The sequence below is a fragment of the Streptococcus oralis genome, assembly GCF_901543815.1.
In the GTDB taxonomy this organism is placed as follows: domain Bacteria; phylum Bacillota; class Bacilli; order Lactobacillales; family Streptococcaceae; genus Streptococcus; species Streptococcus oralis_CM.
The window spans coordinates 206,708-224,590 of sequence record NZ_CABEIU010000002.1 but is presented as its reverse complement, the minus strand read 5'-3'; the positions used below and the strand labels follow the sequence as shown (position 1 = coordinate 224,590).

At 42.0% G+C, this 17,883-nt stretch carries 21 protein-coding genes; all 21 read right to left on the bottom strand.

The window, feature by feature from the left end:
• Positions 1 to 95 precede the first annotated feature (95 nt).
• The 21 genes from adhE to nagA all read right to left on the bottom strand — a co-directional run bounded on the left by adhE (position 96) and on the right by nagA (position 17,784).
• On the bottom strand, positions 96 to 2,747 hold the full coding sequence (gene adhE, locus FQT28_RS01265) for a bifunctional acetaldehyde-CoA/alcohol dehydrogenase (protein WP_125450617.1): 2,652 nt from the start codon (positions 2,745 to 2,747) through the stop codon (positions 96 to 98).
• 295 nt (positions 2,748 to 3,042) lie between these two features.
• A complete protein-coding gene (locus FQT28_RS01260; RefSeq protein WP_125450616.1) occupies positions 3,043 to 3,456 on the bottom strand; it encodes an MORN repeat-containing protein in 414 nt (137 codons plus the stop codon).
• The gene (locus FQT28_RS01255) at positions 3,443 to 3,886 is read right to left on the bottom strand and encodes a low molecular weight protein-tyrosine-phosphatase (RefSeq protein WP_125399479.1); all 444 of its coding nucleotides are present in this window, start codon (positions 3,884 to 3,886) and stop codon (positions 3,443 to 3,445) included. The genes FQT28_RS01260 and FQT28_RS01255 overlap by 14 nt, the downstream gene beginning before the upstream one ends.
• A gap of 47 nt (positions 3,887 to 3,933) precedes the next feature.
• A complete protein-coding gene (gene yajC, locus FQT28_RS01250; RefSeq protein WP_025168961.1) occupies positions 3,934 to 4,254 on the bottom strand; it encodes a preprotein translocase subunit YajC in 321 nt (106 codons plus the stop codon).
• A gap of 127 nt (positions 4,255 to 4,381) precedes the next feature.
• Positions 4,382 to 6,358 (bottom strand): transketolase, encoded by a 1,977-nt coding sequence (tkt, locus tag FQT28_RS01245; RefSeq protein ID WP_125399478.1) that lies wholly within the window; start codon positions 6,356 to 6,358, stop codon positions 4,382 to 4,384.
• 117 nt (positions 6,359 to 6,475) lie between these two features.
• Positions 6,476 to 7,099, bottom strand: a complete 624-nt coding sequence (locus tag FQT28_RS01240; protein ID WP_143989166.1) for a ribonuclease P — start codon at positions 7,097 to 7,099, stop codon at positions 6,476 to 6,478.
• A gap of 50 nt (positions 7,100 to 7,149) precedes the next feature.
• Positions 7,150 to 8,139, bottom strand: coding sequence for an RNA-binding cell elongation regulator Jag/EloR (gene jag, locus FQT28_RS01235; RefSeq protein ID WP_143989165.1), 990 nt, complete (start codon positions 8,137 to 8,139; stop codon positions 7,150 to 7,152).
• Between the two features lie 17 nt (positions 8,140 to 8,156).
• Complete coding sequence (locus FQT28_RS01230; RefSeq protein ID WP_000728102.1) at positions 8,157 to 8,969, bottom strand: YidC/Oxa1 family membrane protein insertase; 813 nt, start codon at positions 8,967 to 8,969, stop codon at positions 8,157 to 8,159.
• The gene (rnpA, locus tag FQT28_RS01225; RefSeq protein ID WP_000748124.1) at positions 8,944 to 9,315 is read right to left on the bottom strand and encodes a ribonuclease P protein component; all 372 of its coding nucleotides are present in this window, start codon (positions 9,313 to 9,315) and stop codon (positions 8,944 to 8,946) included. The genes FQT28_RS01230 and rnpA overlap by 26 nt, the downstream gene beginning before the upstream one ends.
• Before the next feature lie 159 nt (positions 9,316 to 9,474).
• The gene (locus FQT28_RS01220) at positions 9,475 to 10,665 is read right to left on the bottom strand and encodes an acetate kinase (RefSeq protein WP_143989164.1); all 1,191 of its coding nucleotides are present in this window, start codon (positions 10,663 to 10,665) and stop codon (positions 9,475 to 9,477) included.
• Between the two features lie 49 nt (positions 10,666 to 10,714).
• A complete protein-coding gene (locus FQT28_RS01215; protein ID WP_143989163.1) occupies positions 10,715 to 11,668 on the bottom strand; it encodes a class I SAM-dependent methyltransferase in 954 nt (317 codons plus the stop codon).
• Positions 11,669 to 11,725: 57 nt separating this feature from the next.
• Complete coding sequence (locus tag FQT28_RS01210; RefSeq protein ID WP_143989162.1) at positions 11,726 to 12,316, bottom strand: class I SAM-dependent methyltransferase; 591 nt, start codon at positions 12,314 to 12,316, stop codon at positions 11,726 to 11,728.
• 32 nt (positions 12,317 to 12,348) lie between these two features.
• On the bottom strand, positions 12,349 to 12,762 hold the full coding sequence (comGG, locus tag FQT28_RS01205; protein ID WP_143989161.1) for a competence type IV pilus minor pilin ComGG: 414 nt from the start codon (positions 12,760 to 12,762) through the stop codon (positions 12,349 to 12,351).
• Complete coding sequence (gene comGF / locus FQT28_RS01200; protein WP_143989160.1) at positions 12,740 to 13,201, bottom strand: competence type IV pilus minor pilin ComGF; 462 nt, start codon at positions 13,199 to 13,201, stop codon at positions 12,740 to 12,742. The genes comGG and comGF overlap by 23 nt, the downstream gene beginning before the upstream one ends.
• A complete protein-coding gene (comGE, locus tag FQT28_RS01195; RefSeq protein WP_185758520.1) occupies positions 13,164 to 13,466 on the bottom strand; it encodes a competence type IV pilus minor pilin ComGE in 303 nt (100 codons plus the stop codon). Before comGE ends, comGF begins: the two co-directional genes overlap by 38 nt.
• On the bottom strand, positions 13,429 to 13,863 hold the full coding sequence (gene comGD, locus FQT28_RS01190; RefSeq protein WP_125849369.1) for a competence type IV pilus minor pilin ComGD: 435 nt from the start codon (positions 13,861 to 13,863) through the stop codon (positions 13,429 to 13,431). Before comGD ends, comGE begins: the two co-directional genes overlap by 38 nt.
• Positions 13,826 to 14,149 (bottom strand): competence type IV pilus major pilin ComGC, encoded by a 324-nt coding sequence (gene comGC, locus FQT28_RS01185; protein WP_125849371.1) that lies wholly within the window; start codon positions 14,147 to 14,149, stop codon positions 13,826 to 13,828. The genes comGD and comGC overlap by 38 nt, the downstream gene beginning before the upstream one ends.
• A gap of 1 nt (position 14,150) precedes the next feature.
• Positions 14,151 to 15,167 (bottom strand): competence type IV pilus assembly protein ComGB, encoded by a 1,017-nt coding sequence (comGB, locus tag FQT28_RS01180; RefSeq protein ID WP_185952372.1) that lies wholly within the window; start codon positions 15,165 to 15,167, stop codon positions 14,151 to 14,153.
• Positions 15,115 to 16,056 carry a competence type IV pilus ATPase ComGA gene (gene comGA / locus FQT28_RS01175; protein WP_143989158.1) on the bottom strand — a complete coding sequence of 314 codons (942 nt, stop codon included), beginning with the start codon at positions 16,054 to 16,056 and terminating at the stop codon, positions 15,115 to 15,117. Before comGA ends, comGB begins: the two co-directional genes overlap by 53 nt.
• A gap of 62 nt (positions 16,057 to 16,118) precedes the next feature.
• On the bottom strand, positions 16,119 to 16,484 hold the full coding sequence (locus tag FQT28_RS01170; protein ID WP_000286395.1) for a DUF1033 family protein: 366 nt from the start codon (positions 16,482 to 16,484) through the stop codon (positions 16,119 to 16,121).
• A gap of 148 nt (positions 16,485 to 16,632) precedes the next feature.
• A complete protein-coding gene (nagA, locus tag FQT28_RS01165; RefSeq protein WP_143989157.1) occupies positions 16,633 to 17,784 on the bottom strand; it encodes an N-acetylglucosamine-6-phosphate deacetylase in 1,152 nt (383 codons plus the stop codon).
• Positions 17,785 to 17,883: the final 99 nt, after the last annotated feature.

The following is a 17,883-nucleotide window of genomic DNA, read 5'->3' as shown; positions in this document are numbered from 1 at the left end:
CCGCATAATCTTCTCTTCTCATAGTTCAACTCTAACTTCAAAAATAGGACTATGAAAAGAGACAGGATTTCTCCTGCCTCTAGGCTGATAAACGATTATTTACGGCGTCCTGGACGTTCTGCGTAGCCATAGTAAGCATCTGCCATGATTTCTTCCATGTCAGCTACCATTGGCAAGCGTGGGTTAGCAGGTGAACATTGGTCTTCATAAGCAAGCAAGGCAATTTCATGCAAGCTGTCTTTCCAAGCTTTTTCATCGATTCCTTGGTCTTTGAAGTTCATCTTGATACCTACTGCAACACCAAGGTCGTAAACAGCTTTAGCGTATGCTTCAACTGCTTCTTCTGGAGTTGAGTGAGGCAAGCCAAGCATTTTCGCGATGTCTTGGAATTTCTCATCAGCTTTCCAGTAGTTGTATTTAGGCCATGTAGTCGTCTTAGATGGACGAGTTCCATTGTAACGGATAACATATGGAAGCAAGATTGCGTTTGTACGTCCGTGAACAGTATGGTGAACTCCACCGATCTTGTGGGCCATTGAGTGGCTCATACCAAGGAATGCATTGGCAAAGGCCATACCAGCCATTGTAGATGCATTATGCATTTTTTCACGTGCTTCTGGGTCAGCTGTCTTAACAGATTTTTCCAACCATTCAAAGACAAGTTTGATAGTTTGAAGGGCGATACCGTCTGTGTAGTCGTTAGCAAAGTTTGAAGTGTAGGCTTCAGTAGCGTGAGTCAAGACGTCCATACCTGTATCAGCAGCGATGAAGTCTGGAACGGATTCAACCAAAGCAGGGTCAACAATGGCAATAGTTGGTGTCAATGAGTAGTCAGCCAATGGGTATTTGCGGTTGTTTTTCTTATCAGAGATAACGGCAAATGGTGTCACTTCTGAACCTGTACCTGAAGTTGTTGGAATACCGATGTATTTCGCTTTCTTACCAAGTGATGGGAAGCGGAAGGCACGTTTACGGATATCCATGAATTTTTGAACCAAGTCACGGAAATCGATTTCTGGTTGTTCGTAGAAGAGCCACATCACTTTAGCCGCGTCCATTGGAGAACCACCACCAAGAGCGATAATTGTATCTGGTTCAAATGCTTTCATCACTTCAGCACCACGTTCTACAGTTGTGATGTCTGGATCTGGTTCAACATCCGAGAAGACTTGGATCGTTACACGGTTGCTACGTGCGTTCAATTGATCAATAACACGTTGAACAAAGCCAAGTTTTTCGATAGATTTGTCTGTAACGATCATAACGCGTTCAATATCTTCACAAGTTTGAAGGTATTGGATAGAATTGCGTTCGAAGTAAATTTTTGAAGGAACTTTAAACCATTGCATATTATTTCTACGTTTCCCTACTTTCTTGATGTTTAGAAGGTTAATAGCGCTCACGTTATCACCAACTGAGTTGCGTCCGTATGAACCACATCCAAGTGTCAATGATGGAATGAAGGCATTGTAAACGTCACCGATACCACCGAAAGTAGATGGAGAGTTCCAGATAATACGCATGGCTTTGATTTCTGTACCAAAGCGTTTAGCAAGAGCTTCGTCTTTTGTATGGATAGCTGCTGAGTGACCAAGTCCGTTAAATTCAACCATTTGACGAGCTTTTTTAAGACCGTCTTCTGTATCTTCAGCTTTTAGGACAGCGATAACTGGTGACAATTTTTCACGAGTCAATGGTTCTTTCGATCCTACTTCTGCACATTCTGCAGCCAAGATGTTTGTTCCTTCTGGAACACTAAATCCTGCTTGTTCAGCAATCCATGCCGCTGGTTTACCAACGATGTTTGCATTTAGTTTAGCACCTGCACAGTTCTTGCTGTTGGCTTTCACGCCGAAACAGAATTCTTCAAGAAGGGCTTTTTCTTTTTTGTTTACAAAGTAAGTGTGGTATGATTTGAATTCTTCTACAAATTCGTCATAGACTTCTTTATCAATGATAACCGCTTGCTCTGATGCACAGACCATACCATTGTCAAATGATTTAGACATGACGATATCATGAGCAGCTTGACGGAGGTCAGCAGATTTTTCTACATAAGCAGGAACGTTTCCAGCACCTACCCCAAGAGCTGGTTTCCCACATGAGTAAGCCGCCTTAACCATAGCATTACCACCAGTTGCAAGAATAGTTGCAACACCTTCGTGGTTCATAAGCGCTCCAGTTGCTTCCATAGATGGTTCTGTAATCCATTGAACACAGTTTTCAGGTGCTCCAGCTGCGATAGCTGCATCACGAACGATTTGTGCTGCGTGAGCAGAAGATTCTTGAGCTGATGGGTGGAAAGCAAACACGATTGGATTGCGTGTCTTCAAAGCAATCAATGATTTGAAAATAGCTGTTGATGTTGGGTTCGTTGTTGGAGTGACACCACACACTACACCGACAGGTTCTGCAATTTTAGTCAAGCCTGTAACTGGATCATCTTCGATAACTCCAACAGTTTTAACACCACGCATATTATTCACAACGTGCTCACAGGCAAAAAGGTTTTTTGTAGCCTTGTCTTCAAATACACCACGACCAGTTTCTTCAACTGCATGTTGAGCAAGAATTCCGTGCGCATCAAGAGCTGCAACTGAAGCTTTCGCTACGATGTAGTCAACTTGCTCTTGATTCAACTTGCGCATTTCATCAAGCGCAACCAAGGCCTTTTTCACTAACCCGTCGACATGCTTTTCAGCAGCGAGTTGTTTTTCCTCAGGTGTTAACGTTTTTTTATCAGCCATATTGTCCTCCATAGCCTTCAAGGATTTAATCCTTTGTTAATTTTTTCACAATTTTATTATAACTCTTTTTCAATTCTTTGTAAACCGTTTCATAAGCATTTCACAAAGAATTTTTCTAAGATTGTGATTTTTTTATCAATATAGCTACGCAATAGAGTTTTGTCTGGACGATTGTGAAATTATGGAAAATATTTTTTTATTTCACAAAGTTTTTCTAGTTGATAGTTATTTCTCGAATCCAAGCGAGGAAAGCGCTTTCTTTTTTGCTTTTGAGAATAGTCCCCTAATCTGGAGACTATTGTTTTTGTTGAAAAACGCCTTGCTTAAAGGTCCCTTCATAAACAACTTCTTGCTCTGTAGTCAACTTCCCTTGACCTTCAGCCTGGCCATTTACAAAATCACCTTCATATTTCCAGCCATCTTTTGATTGGAAAGTCCCTTTTCCATTAAAGGCTCCATTATTGAAATCACCTGTATATTGGTCTCCATTTTCAAAGGTCAGGGTTCCTTGACCTTTCATTTTCCCTCGTACCAAGGTACCATCATAAACAAGTGCGCCACCATCAAGTGTCAGGACACCCTTTTTTGGTGTGTTTAGTAGAAAAACTGATACGGCGCAGATAGCGATTAGAAGAACGGTTGCAATCTCTATACGCGGGCGAGTTAGATATACTCGATATTTTTCGAAGATTTCTTTAAACTTTTCCATTGTCACTCTCATTTTCTAAACGATCTAGCCAGCGTTGACATCCACTTGTGATACGAGCATAGGTTTCCTCAAAATCTCCCGTGTACCATGGATCTGGAACGCTTTCAGATGCAAAAGAGTAGATTTTGTGCTGTAGTTCGTGAGGACACATTTGACGCAGATCTGAAACGTTTGAAGCATCCATGCCGATAATGTAATCAAACGACTCAAAGTCTTCTCTGCCAATCTGAAGCGATGTTTTGTCTTTGTCATAAGGGATCTGATACTGCTGGAAAATCCCTTGCGTTCCCCTATGAATCGGATTACCATGTTCCCACGATGACGTTGCCCGACTCTCAATCTGGTAATCACTCGTCATGGACTTCATCACAAACTCTGCCATAGGGCTACGACAGATATTTCCTAAGCAAACAAATACTATTTTTTTCATCCCTTTTCCTCTCATCTCATAGAAAAACGGGAGTGACAGATCCCGTTTTATTCTTCGATTGCTCCGCCTTCGTCAACAACTGTTCCTTCTGGTGTCACAGCTTCTTTGAGTGGCAAAACAGTCTTAATTGCAGCCAATTCAAAAGTCAAATAAACGCCATCTACATCCAGTACGATTGTACCTTTCTCAGTATCTACTTCATCCACTGTTCCGTAAAGCCCACCAATTGTAATGACTTCATAGCCTTTTTGAAGCTTGTTCAAGCTTTCCATACGCTTTTGTGCTTGTTTCTTTTGAGAACGTTGCATAAAGAACATCAAGGCAAACATACCTACAAGCATGATCACAAATGTTAAATTTGGACTAATATTTTCCATAGTATTTTCTCCTTTGTATTTACATAGGACTACTATATCAAATTTCAGCTACTTTTACAAGATTGTGCCTTGTTTTTATGGTTATAAAAAATCAGAGTTTTCACTCTGATTTTTGTGATTATTTCAAGTTTTGAACGACTTTGACTAGATTTTCAACTGTAAATCCGTACTCTGCCAATACTTTTGGTGCTGGGGCAGATGCTCCAAAGGTATCAATACCGAGAACTGCACCATCAAGACCAACATACTTGTACCAGTTTTGAGTTGCTCCCATTTCGACTGCAACACGACGACGAACTGCATTTGGAAGGATTTCTTCCTTGTAAGCTGCATCTTGTGCGTCAAAGACATCTGTTGATGGCATGCTGACTACACGGACTTTTGCACCTTGGCTAGCCAATTCTTTGGCAGCTGCGACAGCTAGATTGACCTCTGAACCTGTCGCAATCAAGATTGTGTCAAAGTCTGCTGCATTTTCATAGACGACATAGGCACCTTTCGCAACCTTGTCAAAGTCTGTTCCTTCTTCGACAGTCAAGTTTTGACGTGTCAAGACAAGGGCAGTTGGTGTTTTTTCGCTTGTCACTGCAAGGTACCAAGCTGCTTGAGTTTCACGCGCATCTGCTGGGCGGAAAACATTCAGATTTGGCATAGCACGGAGACCTGCTAAGTGTTCAACTGGTTCGTGAGTTGGACCATCTTCACCAACTGCAATAGAATCGTGGGTAAAGACATAAGTCACAGGAAGTCCTTGCAAGGCTGACAAGCGGACAGCTGCTTTCACATAGTCAGAGAAGACGAAGAAAGTACCACCGTATACACGAAGTCCACCGTGAAGGGCCATCCCGTTCAAGATCGTTCCCATTGCAAATTCACGAACACCAAACTGAATATTGCGGTTCAAGCGATTAGCATCATCTTGAAGTCCATCCGTTTTGATGTAAGTCATGTTTGAGTGAGCGAGGTCAGCTGATCCACCTAGGAAAGTTGGCAACTTGGCAGCGACAACGTTCAAAGCATCCTGACTTGAGTTACGAGTTGCTTGAGAGAAACCATTTTCTAATGCTGGGAAGTCTGCCGGAGTCACATCAACTGGATCGCGTCCGTCAATGATGGCTTCTACTTCTGCAGCCAGTTCTGGATGTGCTTCTTTATAGTCAGCAACTAGTTTTGTCCAAGCTTGATAAGCTGATGCGCCACGGTCTGCAACATTTTCTTTGAAATCAGCATAAACTTCAGCTGGAATTTCAAATGGTTCATAGTCCCAACCAAGAACTTGGCGAGTAGCCGCAGTTTCATCTGCTCCAAGAGGAGCACCGTGTACAGCATTGGTTCCTTGTTTGTTTGGAGAGCCGTATCCAATCACAGTCTTCACTTCGATCAAAGATGGTTTCCCTGAAGCTTTTGCTGCTTCGATAGCAGCATGGATAGCTTCCAAGTCTGTTCCATCTTCAACCAAGGCTGTATGCCAACCGTAGGCATTGTAACGGTCACGAACACTTTCTGTAAAGGAATCCTTTGTCTCACCATCCAAGTTGATGTCATTTGAATCATAAAGAACCACCAACTTGTCAAGTTTTTGCAAGCCCGCATATGAAGCCGCCTCGCTTGAGACACCCTCCATCAAATCTCCATCTCCACAGATCACATAAGTATAGTGGTCAAAGATATTGAAGCCTTCACGGTTATATTTCGCTGCTAGGAAACGTTCTGCTTGGGCAAAGCCGGTGGCAGTAGAAATCCCTTGTCCTAGAGGACCAGTTGTAGCGTCAATCCCTGCTGTATGCCCAAATTCTGGGTGACCTGGTGTTTTTGAACCCCATTGGCGGAAGTTCTTGACTTCATCCATGCTAACATCTTCAAAACCAGAAAGGTGAAGAAGGGCATAAAGAAGCATAGAGCCGTGACCTGCTGAAAGAATAAAACGGTCGCGATTGATCCAGTTTGGTTGTGCTGGATTGATGCGAAGTTGTTTTGTAAAGAGGCTATAGGCCATTGGAGCAGCCCCCATAACCACCCCTGGGTGACCTGAGTTTGCTTTGTTGATGGCGTCAATACCTAGAAAACGAATTGCATTAACAGATAGATTTGACATAGAATTTCCTTTCTCTTTGAGGTGATTAATGAATCACACATTCTATTTTACTATTATATGAAAAAATGCATAGAATAGCAATAAAACAATTTGCGTTCATCTAACACATGTGATTTTCTATCCCCTCGTCACCTCATAGTACGGAAGCAAGCGCGTATAAGCATCTTCTAGCTTATCCAATATCACTTCTACTGACTGATTTTCAATGAAGGAAACATCTGACTTGACTAAGACTTTTCGGGCTTCCTGACTTCTCACCTTCTCGCGTAAAGTACGACGGTTCTCCTCAGTAGCCTCCACCTTATGACTTTCCCCATTTGAGTAGACTAGATAATAAATCCCTTCTACCGCTGGAAGCTCTAAAACCTTGGCTTGCTTGTCTAAAGTCTGTTCGTCTTTCTTACGCTCGATGAAACTGACTTCTAAGGAAATACCAGAGTCTGAGGGATTTCCATACAAACGCAGCGCCAACATGGGTTCTGTCACCTCCCCCTCTCTTTGTAGATAGACCCAGAAATGCGGTCGCAAGCGTTGCGCTTGATTCATCCACTGACTAGTCTGTTGCAGTTGCCATTCTGGATGCTTTTCTTGGAAGACCTTGGCTAAGTTCGTAAAAGCCTTGCGAGCCTCCTGCCCTTTGTGGCGCAATTCCAGCATCTTCTCTCGCTCATCTCCAGCCTTATCTGGATGACGATATTGGATACCTGCATAAAATAGATAGTTCCTGATTGCTTCCATCATCTGTTTCTTCTCCTTTTTCTAACAAAAAATCAGGATGAACCTGATTTTATTTATTCTGTATCTACGACAACATATCGATTTGGTTCATCACCCTCAGAATAACTCGTCACACCATCCATGCGCGAAATAATGCGATGGATAATCTTGCGTTCGCTATTCGACATTGGATCTGTTTGTTGGCTACGTCCTTCTTCTAGAACGCGAGTCGCCAATTTTTGTGCATAGGTTTGCAACACTTCTGCACGATGTTCAACGTAATCATTGACGTTGATCGTGATGTAGAAAGTTCTTGAATAACGATTGTAGAGGTAGTTTTGCGCCAAAAGCTGAAGTGCTTTCAATACTTTCCCATGATAGCCGATAATGCGACCAGGCTCATTGGTATCGATTTGAAGATTAATCGTACGACGATTGTAGTCGCTTGAAATCGTCCCTTCAACATCCATATCATCAACAATGGTTTGGACATAGTTAGCCACTTGAGCTGCTACTTGTTCGATGTCATAACTCGGCTCCACCTTCAAACCCAGATCTTCCAAAGACTGGCTTTCTACCGATTCTGACATAGATACAAATTCTTCACACTCTGCTGGGTCTTCCACTCCAGCATCTCCTGTCTGCAATTCATTTAAAATCGCGATGTGACCTGTCTCTTCTAAAATCGTGCTAGCATGTTTCTCATTTTTCAAGATTTCAGCCTTGATTTCATCAGAAACACCCTGACCTTCCTCTTCTATTTTTTTGATCGCCTCAACAACATGACCAAGATCAACTGTCGCCTCTGTTACTGTCTTAACAGGTTCGTTTTGTTCATTTATTTCTTTCGGAACACCTTTTACAGCTTGTTGATTGGCCTTAATCACAGTCGTCTCACTAATCGCCTCAATATCAACTTGAGCTGGTTTTTTCCCAAATAAGCCTAAAAAACCTTTCTTCTCTTTGGACACGACCTTGATGTGAGTCTTCATTCTCGGAATACCTAACTCTTTCAATCCTTTCTGGATTGCTTCTTCAACAGTTGAACCTGTAAATAATACCATTATCAGATTCCTCCTTATTATTTCGTTTTCTGAGCCTTTTTCTTGGCTTTTCTTTTTCTATTTTCCAAATCTTTTTTAGCTTGTACTTCCGCCTCACGCGCTGCAATAATCTTAAAAGGATTATTTAAGAAGTAAGTTTGCAAAACTTGATAAGCATTGGATACTGCCCAGTACAAGGCTACGCCACTAGGTGAAGAGATGGCAAAGATAAAGATCAGTACAGGCATCCCGTACATCATCCCTGTCATAGCTCCACTTCTTTCAGGCAAAGCCTTATTCGATAACCAACTACTTAAGAAGGTAAAGACTGCTGCCAAAATCGGAAGGATAAAGCTTGTGTCTACTCCCCCAAGGTTCACCCACAAAAAATGCCCTGTTTTCAAAAAGTCTACTCGAGTCAAGGCTTGGAAGAGAGCCAAGAGGACTGGCATTTGAATCAAAATCGGCCAGAGAGAAGAAGAGTGTTTGACCCCTAATTCTTTATAGACCTTCCGCATCTCCTGATCCAGCTTGGTTCTACTTTCCATATCACGACCTGGATATTGTTCTTGCAGAGCCTTGATGCGTGGTTGAGCCTCTTGCATTTTTCTAGAGGCCACCATCTGAGTCTGAAAGACTGGCAATAGAATCGTACGAATCAGGATCGTAAAGAGGATAATCCCCACTCCGATACTAACGTCAAAGGACAAGAAGCGGATGATTTCAGCAAAAAAATAGACAAATTTACTCCATATATCTGTAGAATCTGCTGCAACATCGCTTGTCCCACAGGCTGTCATGACAAATAAGGACAAGCCCAGCAAACTAGTCAACTGTAGTTTCTTTTTCACTCCTAATTCCTTCCCGGTAAATCTTTGATAATTTTAATACGTGGAGTAGATTTTTCTCCATTTCTGCATAATCCAAGCCTTCAACCCCTTTTCGAGCAATCACGACAAAATCAACGTTATCAGCTAACTGCTCCCTTACACTTAGCAAAATGTGTCGAATCCGTCTTTTAATTTGATTTCTGGTGACTGCATTCCCTAATTTCTTACTGACGGACAGCCCTACTCGAAAATGACTTTTCTGATTTTCCAATTGGTAGACAACAAATTTACGATTAGCAAAACTTGTTCCATCCGTGAAAATCGCCTTAAAATCTTTCTCTCTTTTTACACGAAAGCTTTTCTTCAAAACTCCACTCCATCTATTAAATTACTACTATTATACCATAAATTTCAAAAAAGCCAATAATGACAAGGTTTTACACTGTTTCAACAACAAAAAGTTGGGAAAATTTATCTCCCAACTCCTTTTTATTGTATCTTACCTTGTAATTTTATTCAGTTCTTCTTACTTTTTCAAGCGTTCAACGTCACGAGCGATGACCAATTCTTCATCTGTCGGGATGACTAAGACACGAACTTTAGCAGCATCAGTCGAAATATCTCCTGTAGCGCCAAAGACATTCTTTTCAGGATCCACATCACAGCCAAACCAAGAAATACCTTCAATAACCATCTGACGAATCGTTACAGAATTTTCTCCAATTCCGGCTGTAAAGATAATGGCATCTGCACCGTTCAAAACTGCCAAATACTGACCAATATACTTTTGGATACGATCCACAAAAATCTCATTTGCCAGTTGCGCTTTCTCATCACCCGCATGCATAGCTTCGTGAATATCACGCATATCGCTTGATCTCTCAGAAACACCCAAAAGTCCTGACTCACGATTGAGAATTCGACTGATATCCTCTGGTGTATTAAAGTCATCTGTATGTTGCATTAAATAGGGAATAATTGCCGGATCAATATCACCTGTACGAGTACCCATCATAATACCACCAAGTGGAGTAAAGCCCATAGATGTATCAACAGACTGACCGCCTTTGACAGCTGTAATAGAACCACCATTTCCAATATGACAAGTAATCAATTTCAACTCTTCTAGGGGGCGACCTAAAATTTTAGCTGCTTCTCCTGCTACAAACTGATGACTTGTCCCGTGGGCTCCATACTTACGAACTTTATTTTCAGTGTAGTATTTGTTTGGAAGAGGATAGCGATAGGCTTTCTCTGGCATGGTTGTATGGAATGATGTATCAAAAACAACAACGCTGGTAATATCTGGAAGCAATTCCTTGAAGGCACGAATTCCTGCCGCGTTGGCTGGATTGTGAAGAGGAGCCAAAAGTCCCAACTCTTCAACCTTTTCCAAAACATCTCCCTCTACCAAGGTTGACTCTTTGAAATATTCACCACCAGCCACAACACGGTGCCCAACACCAGTTATTTCATCATAACCTTTGATGATGTCAAAACGAATCAAATCATCCAATAAAATTTTAACGGCTTGTGTGTGATCGTCAATATCAAGAACTTGTTTTTCAGAACGACCGTCGAATTTTACAGTTGAGATAGAGTCTTTCAAGCCAATACGTTCAATCAAGCCTTTCGCTAATACTACTTCTTCTGGCATTTGATAGAGTTGCCATTTCAAACTTGAGCTTCCTGCATTGATTGCAATTGTTTTTGTCATAAGATGATACCCCTTTTAAGCGTTTTCATCCATTATAACAAATTTTTGCTTAATTTTCAGTACCTTGACTCCATTTTTGAAAATTTTCTTTGAATTTCAATAGTGCAGCTGGATCTTGCAAACTTTCTAGCGGATAGACAAAAGGTTGCAGTTCCTGCTCGGTTTTCTTTTGTAAGATAAAAATACTCTTAGCCTGACTAACCGTTGAAAAAATATCCTCTGGCAGAGCGATGATAGCAGCCAGACTCACTTCATCTTTGAGCCACCCTTTTAATAAGTCACTTTGAGGGCTGGTCAACAAATCACTCGGAGCTAGAAAAATAGCATAGCCATCTGACTTAAGATACTTGAGGCCTTGCTCCATGAGCAAATGATGGGCATAGGTATGTTCTTGACTAGAAGCCACTTGATAGCGTGAAGCGATTGCATCGTCTGGGTAATAGCCGACAGGCAAGTCGCTAATGACCACATCGCTTTCTTTAAGCATTTGCGGACGAACGGCATCGCCTTGAACAAAACCTGCCTGCAAACCAATCACATCTGCCATACTAGCCGCCAAATCAATCAGCAAGTCATCCCCTTCGATTCCCAAGTAATCCACTTTTTTAGCAAGAGAAGTCAAGAAGGTAGCGCCAAGAATTCCCATTCCAGAACCAATTTCGAGGATACTAATTTCCTCTTGATCAAGCAATTCTTCCACAACAAGTACCAAGAGGAGGGCAATGGCATCTGGTGTAAACTGGTGATTGGCCTGTAAAGGCTCAGTTTGTCCTGCCTTCATCAAGAGAAACTGGTAGGTCTTGAGCCACTCTTCCTTGCGAAGCGCTAAGCGCTTAAGAGCTTGATTGTTCTCCTTAACCTGCTCTAGCTCAGTCTCACCATCCAGATAGATGCTGTTTTGCTCTACCAAGGCGTCATAAAAGTTGGTCGCCAAATCACTTTGGATGACTTGGACATTCTCTAGTAAATACGTATAAGCTTGTTCAATTTTTTCAAAATCCATGTTCCTATTTTATCAAATTTCCCCTATTTTTTCCATCTGAAGAAAAAAATCACTGCTTTAGTCAGCAAGTGATTTTTGGGCTACAGTTAAAAAGAGCTCTGCGTAATTTCCTAGGAAAAGACCTTCAGCACTATAGAGAATCTGACTGTCTATGCTTGAAAAACCAAACTGGGCGAGCTTGGTTTCCAGTTCAGCTAAATCAAAACCATGGTGATTGGTATCTGTCTTGACAAAATCAGCAATGAGAACCTGTCCATTCTCCCTAAGATGATGGTGAAACATGGCAAGAGTCGCATCTAGATCAGGCATATGATGAAGAACCCGACTGACAATAATCAGGTCAAATTGTTGCTCCAAGGGATTTGCCAGTAAATCTTGCTCCAAAAACTGGATATTCTTGATGTCTTGCTGATTTGCTTTCAAACGGGCTTGCTCCAGCATTTTCTCCGAAATGTCCACAAGGGTAACCGACTTGGCCTGTTTGGCCAGGGGCAAAGCTAATAGACCCGTCCCACCACCGAAATCCAATATTTCCTTGTCTGATAAAAGATCAATCTGTTTTTCAACTGCTTGACAAACCAAATTTGCAAGAAAGATGTTTTTGGGCGAATCAAAAGTTTCTGCTTTGTGACTAAAATCATGTTTCATGCTTTTAGTTTAGCACAAAGAAGTTGAATTGACTAGAATTTGTCTTTCTTTTCAGGCTTTTCTTCTGATTTTTTCTTCCCTGCTTGATTGCTTGAATCAGTCGCTACTTGTTCCTTTTGATCTGTTTTCTTTTCTTGGGTTTTCATCGGAGGAAAGAAAAATTCATAGTTGCCCTTATTCATACGAACACTTGTTGCAAAACCTGTTTTCGTATTTTGATACCTGACTTTTCCTAAGTTAAAGACTTGTTCTCCACTTTCTTGCTCAACCTTATCTTTACTTCGCTTAGCCATGGCAAAAGCTGCCAACTTTTCTTTGTTTAGGGCAAAGTCTTTGTGATGAGATACTTGCCGGTTCAAATAAAACTGCAACAAAAGGCTAAAAATAGCTGCCATAGTAACTGCGTATAGGAGAACGCCTGCCTTAACTTTTTGCTTTTTCCACACGATGGATGAATTCCCTTTCTAAGCCTTTTTGAAATTGAAAACGAAAGCGAACCAGTTGATTTTCCTCTGTGATTTGTGCTGATTTCAATCCATAAACCATAGGCTGATAGCCCCGGCCACTGCTATCGGTCTTCCGAAAATCATCTAATTTAGACTTGCCTATCGAGATATCCTTACCATCCTGTTTCATGTAGATGCGATTGCCTTCCACCTTTTCAAACTGCGAACGCTCTAACTCCGCCTCCAGTTGATCCACAAACAAGAGCCACTCCTTTTGCTCGCTTTGCTGCTGGTAACGAACTTCTGAAATGAGGAGCTGACTCATAGCTTGAAAAAGGAGCAAGCCTCCGCTAATGACGATAAGGGCAAGCAGAGATTCTAAAAGAGTGAAAGCTCTTACCTTACTGCTCTTTAAGGTCGAGCAACTTCTCTGAACCATGGTAGACCTCCAATCCCTTTTCATTAGCAAATACCTGAATCTCCACTCCATTTACCTTCACTTGATTTTGCCCTGTCTGCAGGGCCATCTTCGCCACACGTAAGACTTCCTCTTTTTGCAAGATTTCTGCCTCTTCTCGTCTATTTTTCTGAATTTGTCCCAAGAGGAGGGTCGCAATGCTGGCAAATATGGCTAGCGCTATTACTGCTTCTAGTAAAATCACTGCCTTAATTTGTTGTTTTCTTAATGCGTTTAATTTTTCCATTTCCTAGATATAATTGATAGCGAATCGCTCCTTTGCTGGTCTGAAATTCAACCTTAGCCAGAGACGAATTGCCCCCAGCTCGGTCAAAATGAATCGTTTGTCCAGATGGTGCCTGAATCCCTTTGGGAACAGTCAACTTCTGACTACCATTGTTGATTGTCTGCCCATCTAAGTTTAAGCTGGTCTTTTGCTGACTCGCAACACTGCGTTTTTGGGTTTCGCGATATAGTTCTTCAAACTCCATAAAGAAAATCTGCTCCTCTACCGCCGCAAAAGTGGACTGGACAGAACCAGACAAGCCTAAACCAAGGATACTCACAAGTCCCAAAACTAAGAGACTTTCCAGCATAGTAAAGGCCTTAATCTGCAACAGTTTGACTTGTTTTTTGTTTTGCATGGTATTCTTTATAAGCCTTGGCTTGCTCAGCTGTGATACGGCCGTCCGCCTGTAATTTACTTAGACTCGCATCTTCATTCTTGTCCAGACTATAGAGTTCTGCCTGACTTTCCACCACCTTAACAACAGCAGCTTTTCCTTTGTCATCAACAGCATCCTTTTGCTTGGTCAAATTAGGCACAAAGAGCAAGAGGAGAACGCTGATGATTAAAAGGACCACCAACATTTCCACGAGAGTAAAGGCTTTCGCCTTGGCTTTTTTCAAATTTGTCATAAGTTTTTTCATTTTAAAAATTTACCTCCATATTTTGATACATGGGCATGAGCATTGCCGCATAAAGTAAAACGATAATCAGGGCCACAAAGATAAAGACCAGTGGCTGTACTAAGTTCATGGTGCGGTTGACTCGGGTAAAAAAGGCTTCCCAAGTTTTTTCAGCATAGATTTCCAACTCACTCCCCAGCTTGGACTTGACTTCCCCATACTCGATGATGAGACTCAACTCCTTCTTAAAGAATGGATATCTCACTATGGTTTGAGAAAATTCGCGGCCATTTTGCAGGGCTTGAGCTAGATCTTGACCGATTTCTTTAAAAAGCTGAGAACCTTGTTCCTGCATGATCTGAAAAATCTGCGTCAACTCCATTCCCTGTGAAACCATATTGCCCCATTCACGCGCATAATAAGCTGTCAGATAAGTCTGGACAAAGATTCCAAGAAAGGGAATCCGTGCTAACATAGAGAAGACCCGCATCTTAGAACTTCTTTTGTAGAAAGTGAGGGCTAAAAGTAAAGACAGAGAGCAAACCAACACTAGTCCCAGAAAAATTTGTGGCAGATTGCCGATGATTTGGGTGGCGATATTGCTACTGTCCAGTTGAGGCAGCAAGTAGTTTCTCAACCCCAGCATGATTAGCAGGAGAAATCCCAGCAAAATCAAAGGATAAGTCGCCACTTCAATTAACTTTTTCTTGACCTTGGCTAAATTATCCAGATATTCTTCTATCTTTCCCAAACTCAGATGAAGATTCCCGTGCACCTCAGCTAGGGATAATTGGGTCACAATAGCACTTGAAAAGCCCAAGCTGTTCATCATTTCTGAGAAAGATTTCCCCTGAGACAGGCCCTGGTGCATCTGGGCCACATAGTCCTTTTCCAGCAAGGCGCTTCTCCCCAAGAAAGAAATAATTTCTACCAAATGAAAGCCACTGGAAAAGAGGTTGTTAAACAGGGTGATGATTTTCTTCTGCTTAGCTGTAGCTAATTTTTTCCGTTTCAGCCTGAAGACCTGTGATATGTCCATCTTTAAGAAGCTGGTCAATCTGCGCATTCCACCTGGTTGGCTGATGTTCTTGATAGTCTTGGTTTGCAAAGTCAACGATTCCTCCTCCCCCGATTAATCTCTGGTAGCAGATGCCTTGTAGAACAACTGCTAATTCCTCCTCCGTCACACCCAACTCCAGAAGACGTTCATAAACACCTCGGATACTCTTGGCATGAATGGTTGAAAAGACTGTTACACCTGTCAAACTGGCTCTGACAACTGCACGCGCTGTCTCGCTGTCACGAATTTCTCCGATAATCAAGAGGTCAGGACGATGTCGAAGAGACAGCTTAATCAGATTTTCATAGGTCAAGCCAATCGCCTCATTCAACTGCAACTGGAGCATGTCTTCCTGCTTGATCTCGACAGGATCTTCAATGGACATGACTTGTTGTCCCTTAAAAAGGGATTTTGCCAATTCGTGCATCAGCGTCGTCTTGCCACTTCCGACTGGACCTGCAAAAAGGTAGAGGCCCCGTTGCCTGTACTGCTTGCCCAGTTCTCCAATATCCTGAAACCAGAAATGCAGATCCTGCTCCTCATCGTGCAACAAACGAATAACCAAACTCTCATGTCCCCGATAATCTCCCACGGTAGACAAACGCATAGAAGACACCTTCTCCCCATGATGGTAGTCGCAAGAGCCCAGCTGACTACGCCTCTTCTCTCCTACATTCATACCCGCTACAAACTTAAAATGACTAATCACAGCAGCTAAAACATCAAACTCATAGGAGTCAACTAGACACCGTTCGTCTCCAACCCGCATGTGAAGTTCGTAGGATTTTTCCTTGGGGATAAAATAGATATCCTGAGCCTTCTTTTCTTTCGCAGTCGCAATAATTTTCTGTGCAATTTCTTGTACCATACCGCCCTCCTTATCTAACTATTCGTAAAAAAATAAAAAAAGCAACTAAAAAAGTTACTTTTTTATCTCCATTTCATGCGGCAAGAACGATGTTTTTCTTGACCTGTTTGTTTTTCATAACCTGGACGTAGTTTTTCATCGGGTATGATGCCTTCGTCTTCGAGAAGGAGGAGGGAGTGATATTGCTGCAAATACTCGTCACACTCGTCACACCATCGCTGGTCTTCAGGATCCCAAAAAATAGTCATCAAATCGCTCCGACTCTTATAAAGAGGATTCTTCTTTTCCAGCTCAAACCAGCATAACTTATAATATTTTAGAGCATCATAATACTTGTCAAAAGATTGACTCATGATGACATCTTCTTCCCAACCTTCTATGAACCACCACGGTTCAAAGTCCCCATACATTTCTATAACACGATACATTTTCACTACTTCCTTTGTACCGTATATTATAACGAATTTTCTAGAACAATGAAAGGATTTTGCTTCATTATAGAACAAGTCTCTAGCTTTCTGAAGATACCTCTGAATAGAAAAGCAAAGGCTGAGTCATCACAGCCTCTGCTTTTTACTATGCTTGATAACGTTTCATACCATCTAGGTAGGTTGCTACCAATTCCAAATCTTTATCTAGTACGATAAAGTCAGCATCGTAACCTTCACGGATTTGACCACAGACATCATCGATGTGAACAGATTTTGCTGGGTTGAGACTGGCCATCATGACTGCTTCATGCGGATTCGCAATTCCCCATTCGACCACATTCTTCAAACCATCTTTGAGTTTGAGGATAGAACCTGCCAAATTGCCTGTCGATTTGAGGCGTGCAGTTCCATTGGCAACAACTACTGGGAATTCTCCCAACATGTAGTCTCCATCTTCCAAGCCACCAGCTGTCATACAGTCTGTGATAAGGGCGATATTTTCAGTTCCTTTTTGTTTGAGCAAAATGTCACAGGCTTTTGGATCCACGTGATGACCGTCACATATCAACTCTGCGTAAGTATGTGGCAATTCATACATGGCTCCCACCATACCGAGCTCACGGTGAGTCAACCCACGCATCCCATTGTAGGCATGTACCCAAACGCTCGCTCCAGCATCGACTGCTTTTTTAGCTTCATCAAAAGTCGCATTGGAGTGTCCAAGAGCAACAGTCACTCCTTCACCCGTAATCGTACGAACAAAGTCTTCTACACCTTCACGCTCTGGCGCAAGGGCGATTTTATTGAGCAAGCCATTGGCTGCTTTTTGCCAAGCACGAAACTCATCCATACGAGGGTCTTTCATATAGGCAGGGTTTTGAGCCCCCTTGTATTTCTCTGTGAAATAAGGCCCTTCAAAATAGATCCCACGAATCTTGGCTCCACTTGCTTCCTGGTAACGAGCACCGATATTTTCAGTTACCGCAAGCAACTGCTCGTAAGAGGAAGTCAACGTCGTTGGCAAAAAGCTGGTAACACCCGTGCTAAGCAATCCTTCACTCATGGTATGAAGGGTTCCTTCGATGTTATTGTCCATGACATCGACACCACCAAATCCATGAATGTGGGTATCCACAAGTCCTGGGGCAATGCTATAACCGGTATAGTCAATCACCTCAGCTCCTTCAGGAATCTGTTCTACATGCTTGCCAAACTTGCCATCCACAAGTTCCAAGTAACCGCCACGACGAACTCCGTGTGGGTAGAAAAACTGATCCGCTTTAATATAATTAGGCATAATGATAACCTCCTTGATAGATTGATTCTAGAATTTATTATGTCAATTACATTATAAACCTTTCTTTTTCATTTGTAAATGGTATAGACCTATTTTCTA

Coding starts and splice junctions, on each gene's coding strand:
- adhE (WP_125450617.1), bottom strand. CDS start 2,747: ATGGCTGATAAAAAAACGTTAACACCTGAGGAAAAACAACTCGCTGCT.
- FQT28_RS01260 (WP_125450616.1), bottom strand. CDS start 3,456: ATGGAAAAGTTTAAAGAAATCTTCGAAAAATATCGAGTATATCTAACT.
- FQT28_RS01255 (WP_125399479.1), bottom strand. CDS start 3,886: ATGAAAAAAATAGTATTTGTTTGCTTAGGAAATATCTGTCGTAGCCCT.
- tkt (WP_125399478.1), bottom strand. CDS start 6,358: ATGTCAAATCTATCTGTTAATGCAATTCGTTTTCTAGGTATTGACGCC.
- FQT28_RS01240 (WP_143989166.1), bottom strand. CDS start 7,099: ATGATGGAAGCAATCAGGAACTATCTATTTTATGCAGGTATCCAATAT.
- jag (WP_143989165.1), bottom strand. CDS start 8,139: ATGGTATTATTTACAGGTTCAACTGTTGAAGAAGCAATCCAGAAAGGA.
- FQT28_RS01220 (WP_143989164.1), bottom strand. CDS start 10,665: ATGACAAAAACAATTGCAATCAATGCAGGAAGCTCAAGTTTGAAATGG.
- FQT28_RS01215 (WP_143989163.1), bottom strand. CDS start 11,668: ATGGATTTTGAAAAAATTGAACAAGCTTATACGTATTTACTAGAGAAT.
- FQT28_RS01210 (WP_143989162.1), bottom strand. CDS start 12,316: ATGAAACATGATTTTAGTCACAAAGCAGAAACTTTTGATTCGCCCAAA.
- comGF (WP_143989160.1), bottom strand. CDS start 13,201: ATGGTTCAGAGAAGTTGCTCGACCTTAAAGAGCAGTAAGGTAAGAGCT.
- comGE (WP_185758520.1), bottom strand. CDS start 13,466: ATGGAAAAATTAAACGCATTAAGAAAACAACAAATTAAGGCAGTGATT.
- comGD (WP_125849369.1), bottom strand. CDS start 13,863: ATGCAAAACAAAAAACAAGTCAAACTGTTGCAGATTAAGGCCTTTACT.
- comGC (WP_125849371.1), bottom strand. CDS start 14,149: ATGAAAAAACTTATGACAAATTTGAAAAAAGCCAAGGCGAAAGCCTTT.
- comGB (WP_185952372.1), bottom strand. CDS start 15,167: ATGGACATATCACAGGTCTTCAGGCTGAAACGGAAAAAATTAGCTACA.
- comGA (WP_143989158.1), bottom strand. CDS start 16,056: ATGGTACAAGAAATTGCACAGAAAATTATTGCGACTGCGAAAGAAAAG.
- FQT28_RS01170 (WP_000286395.1), bottom strand. CDS start 16,484: ATGTATCGTGTTATAGAAATGTATGGGGACTTTGAACCGTGGTGGTTC.
- nagA (WP_143989157.1), bottom strand. CDS start 17,784: ATGCCTAATTATATTAAAGCGGATCAGTTTTTCTACCCACACGGAGTT.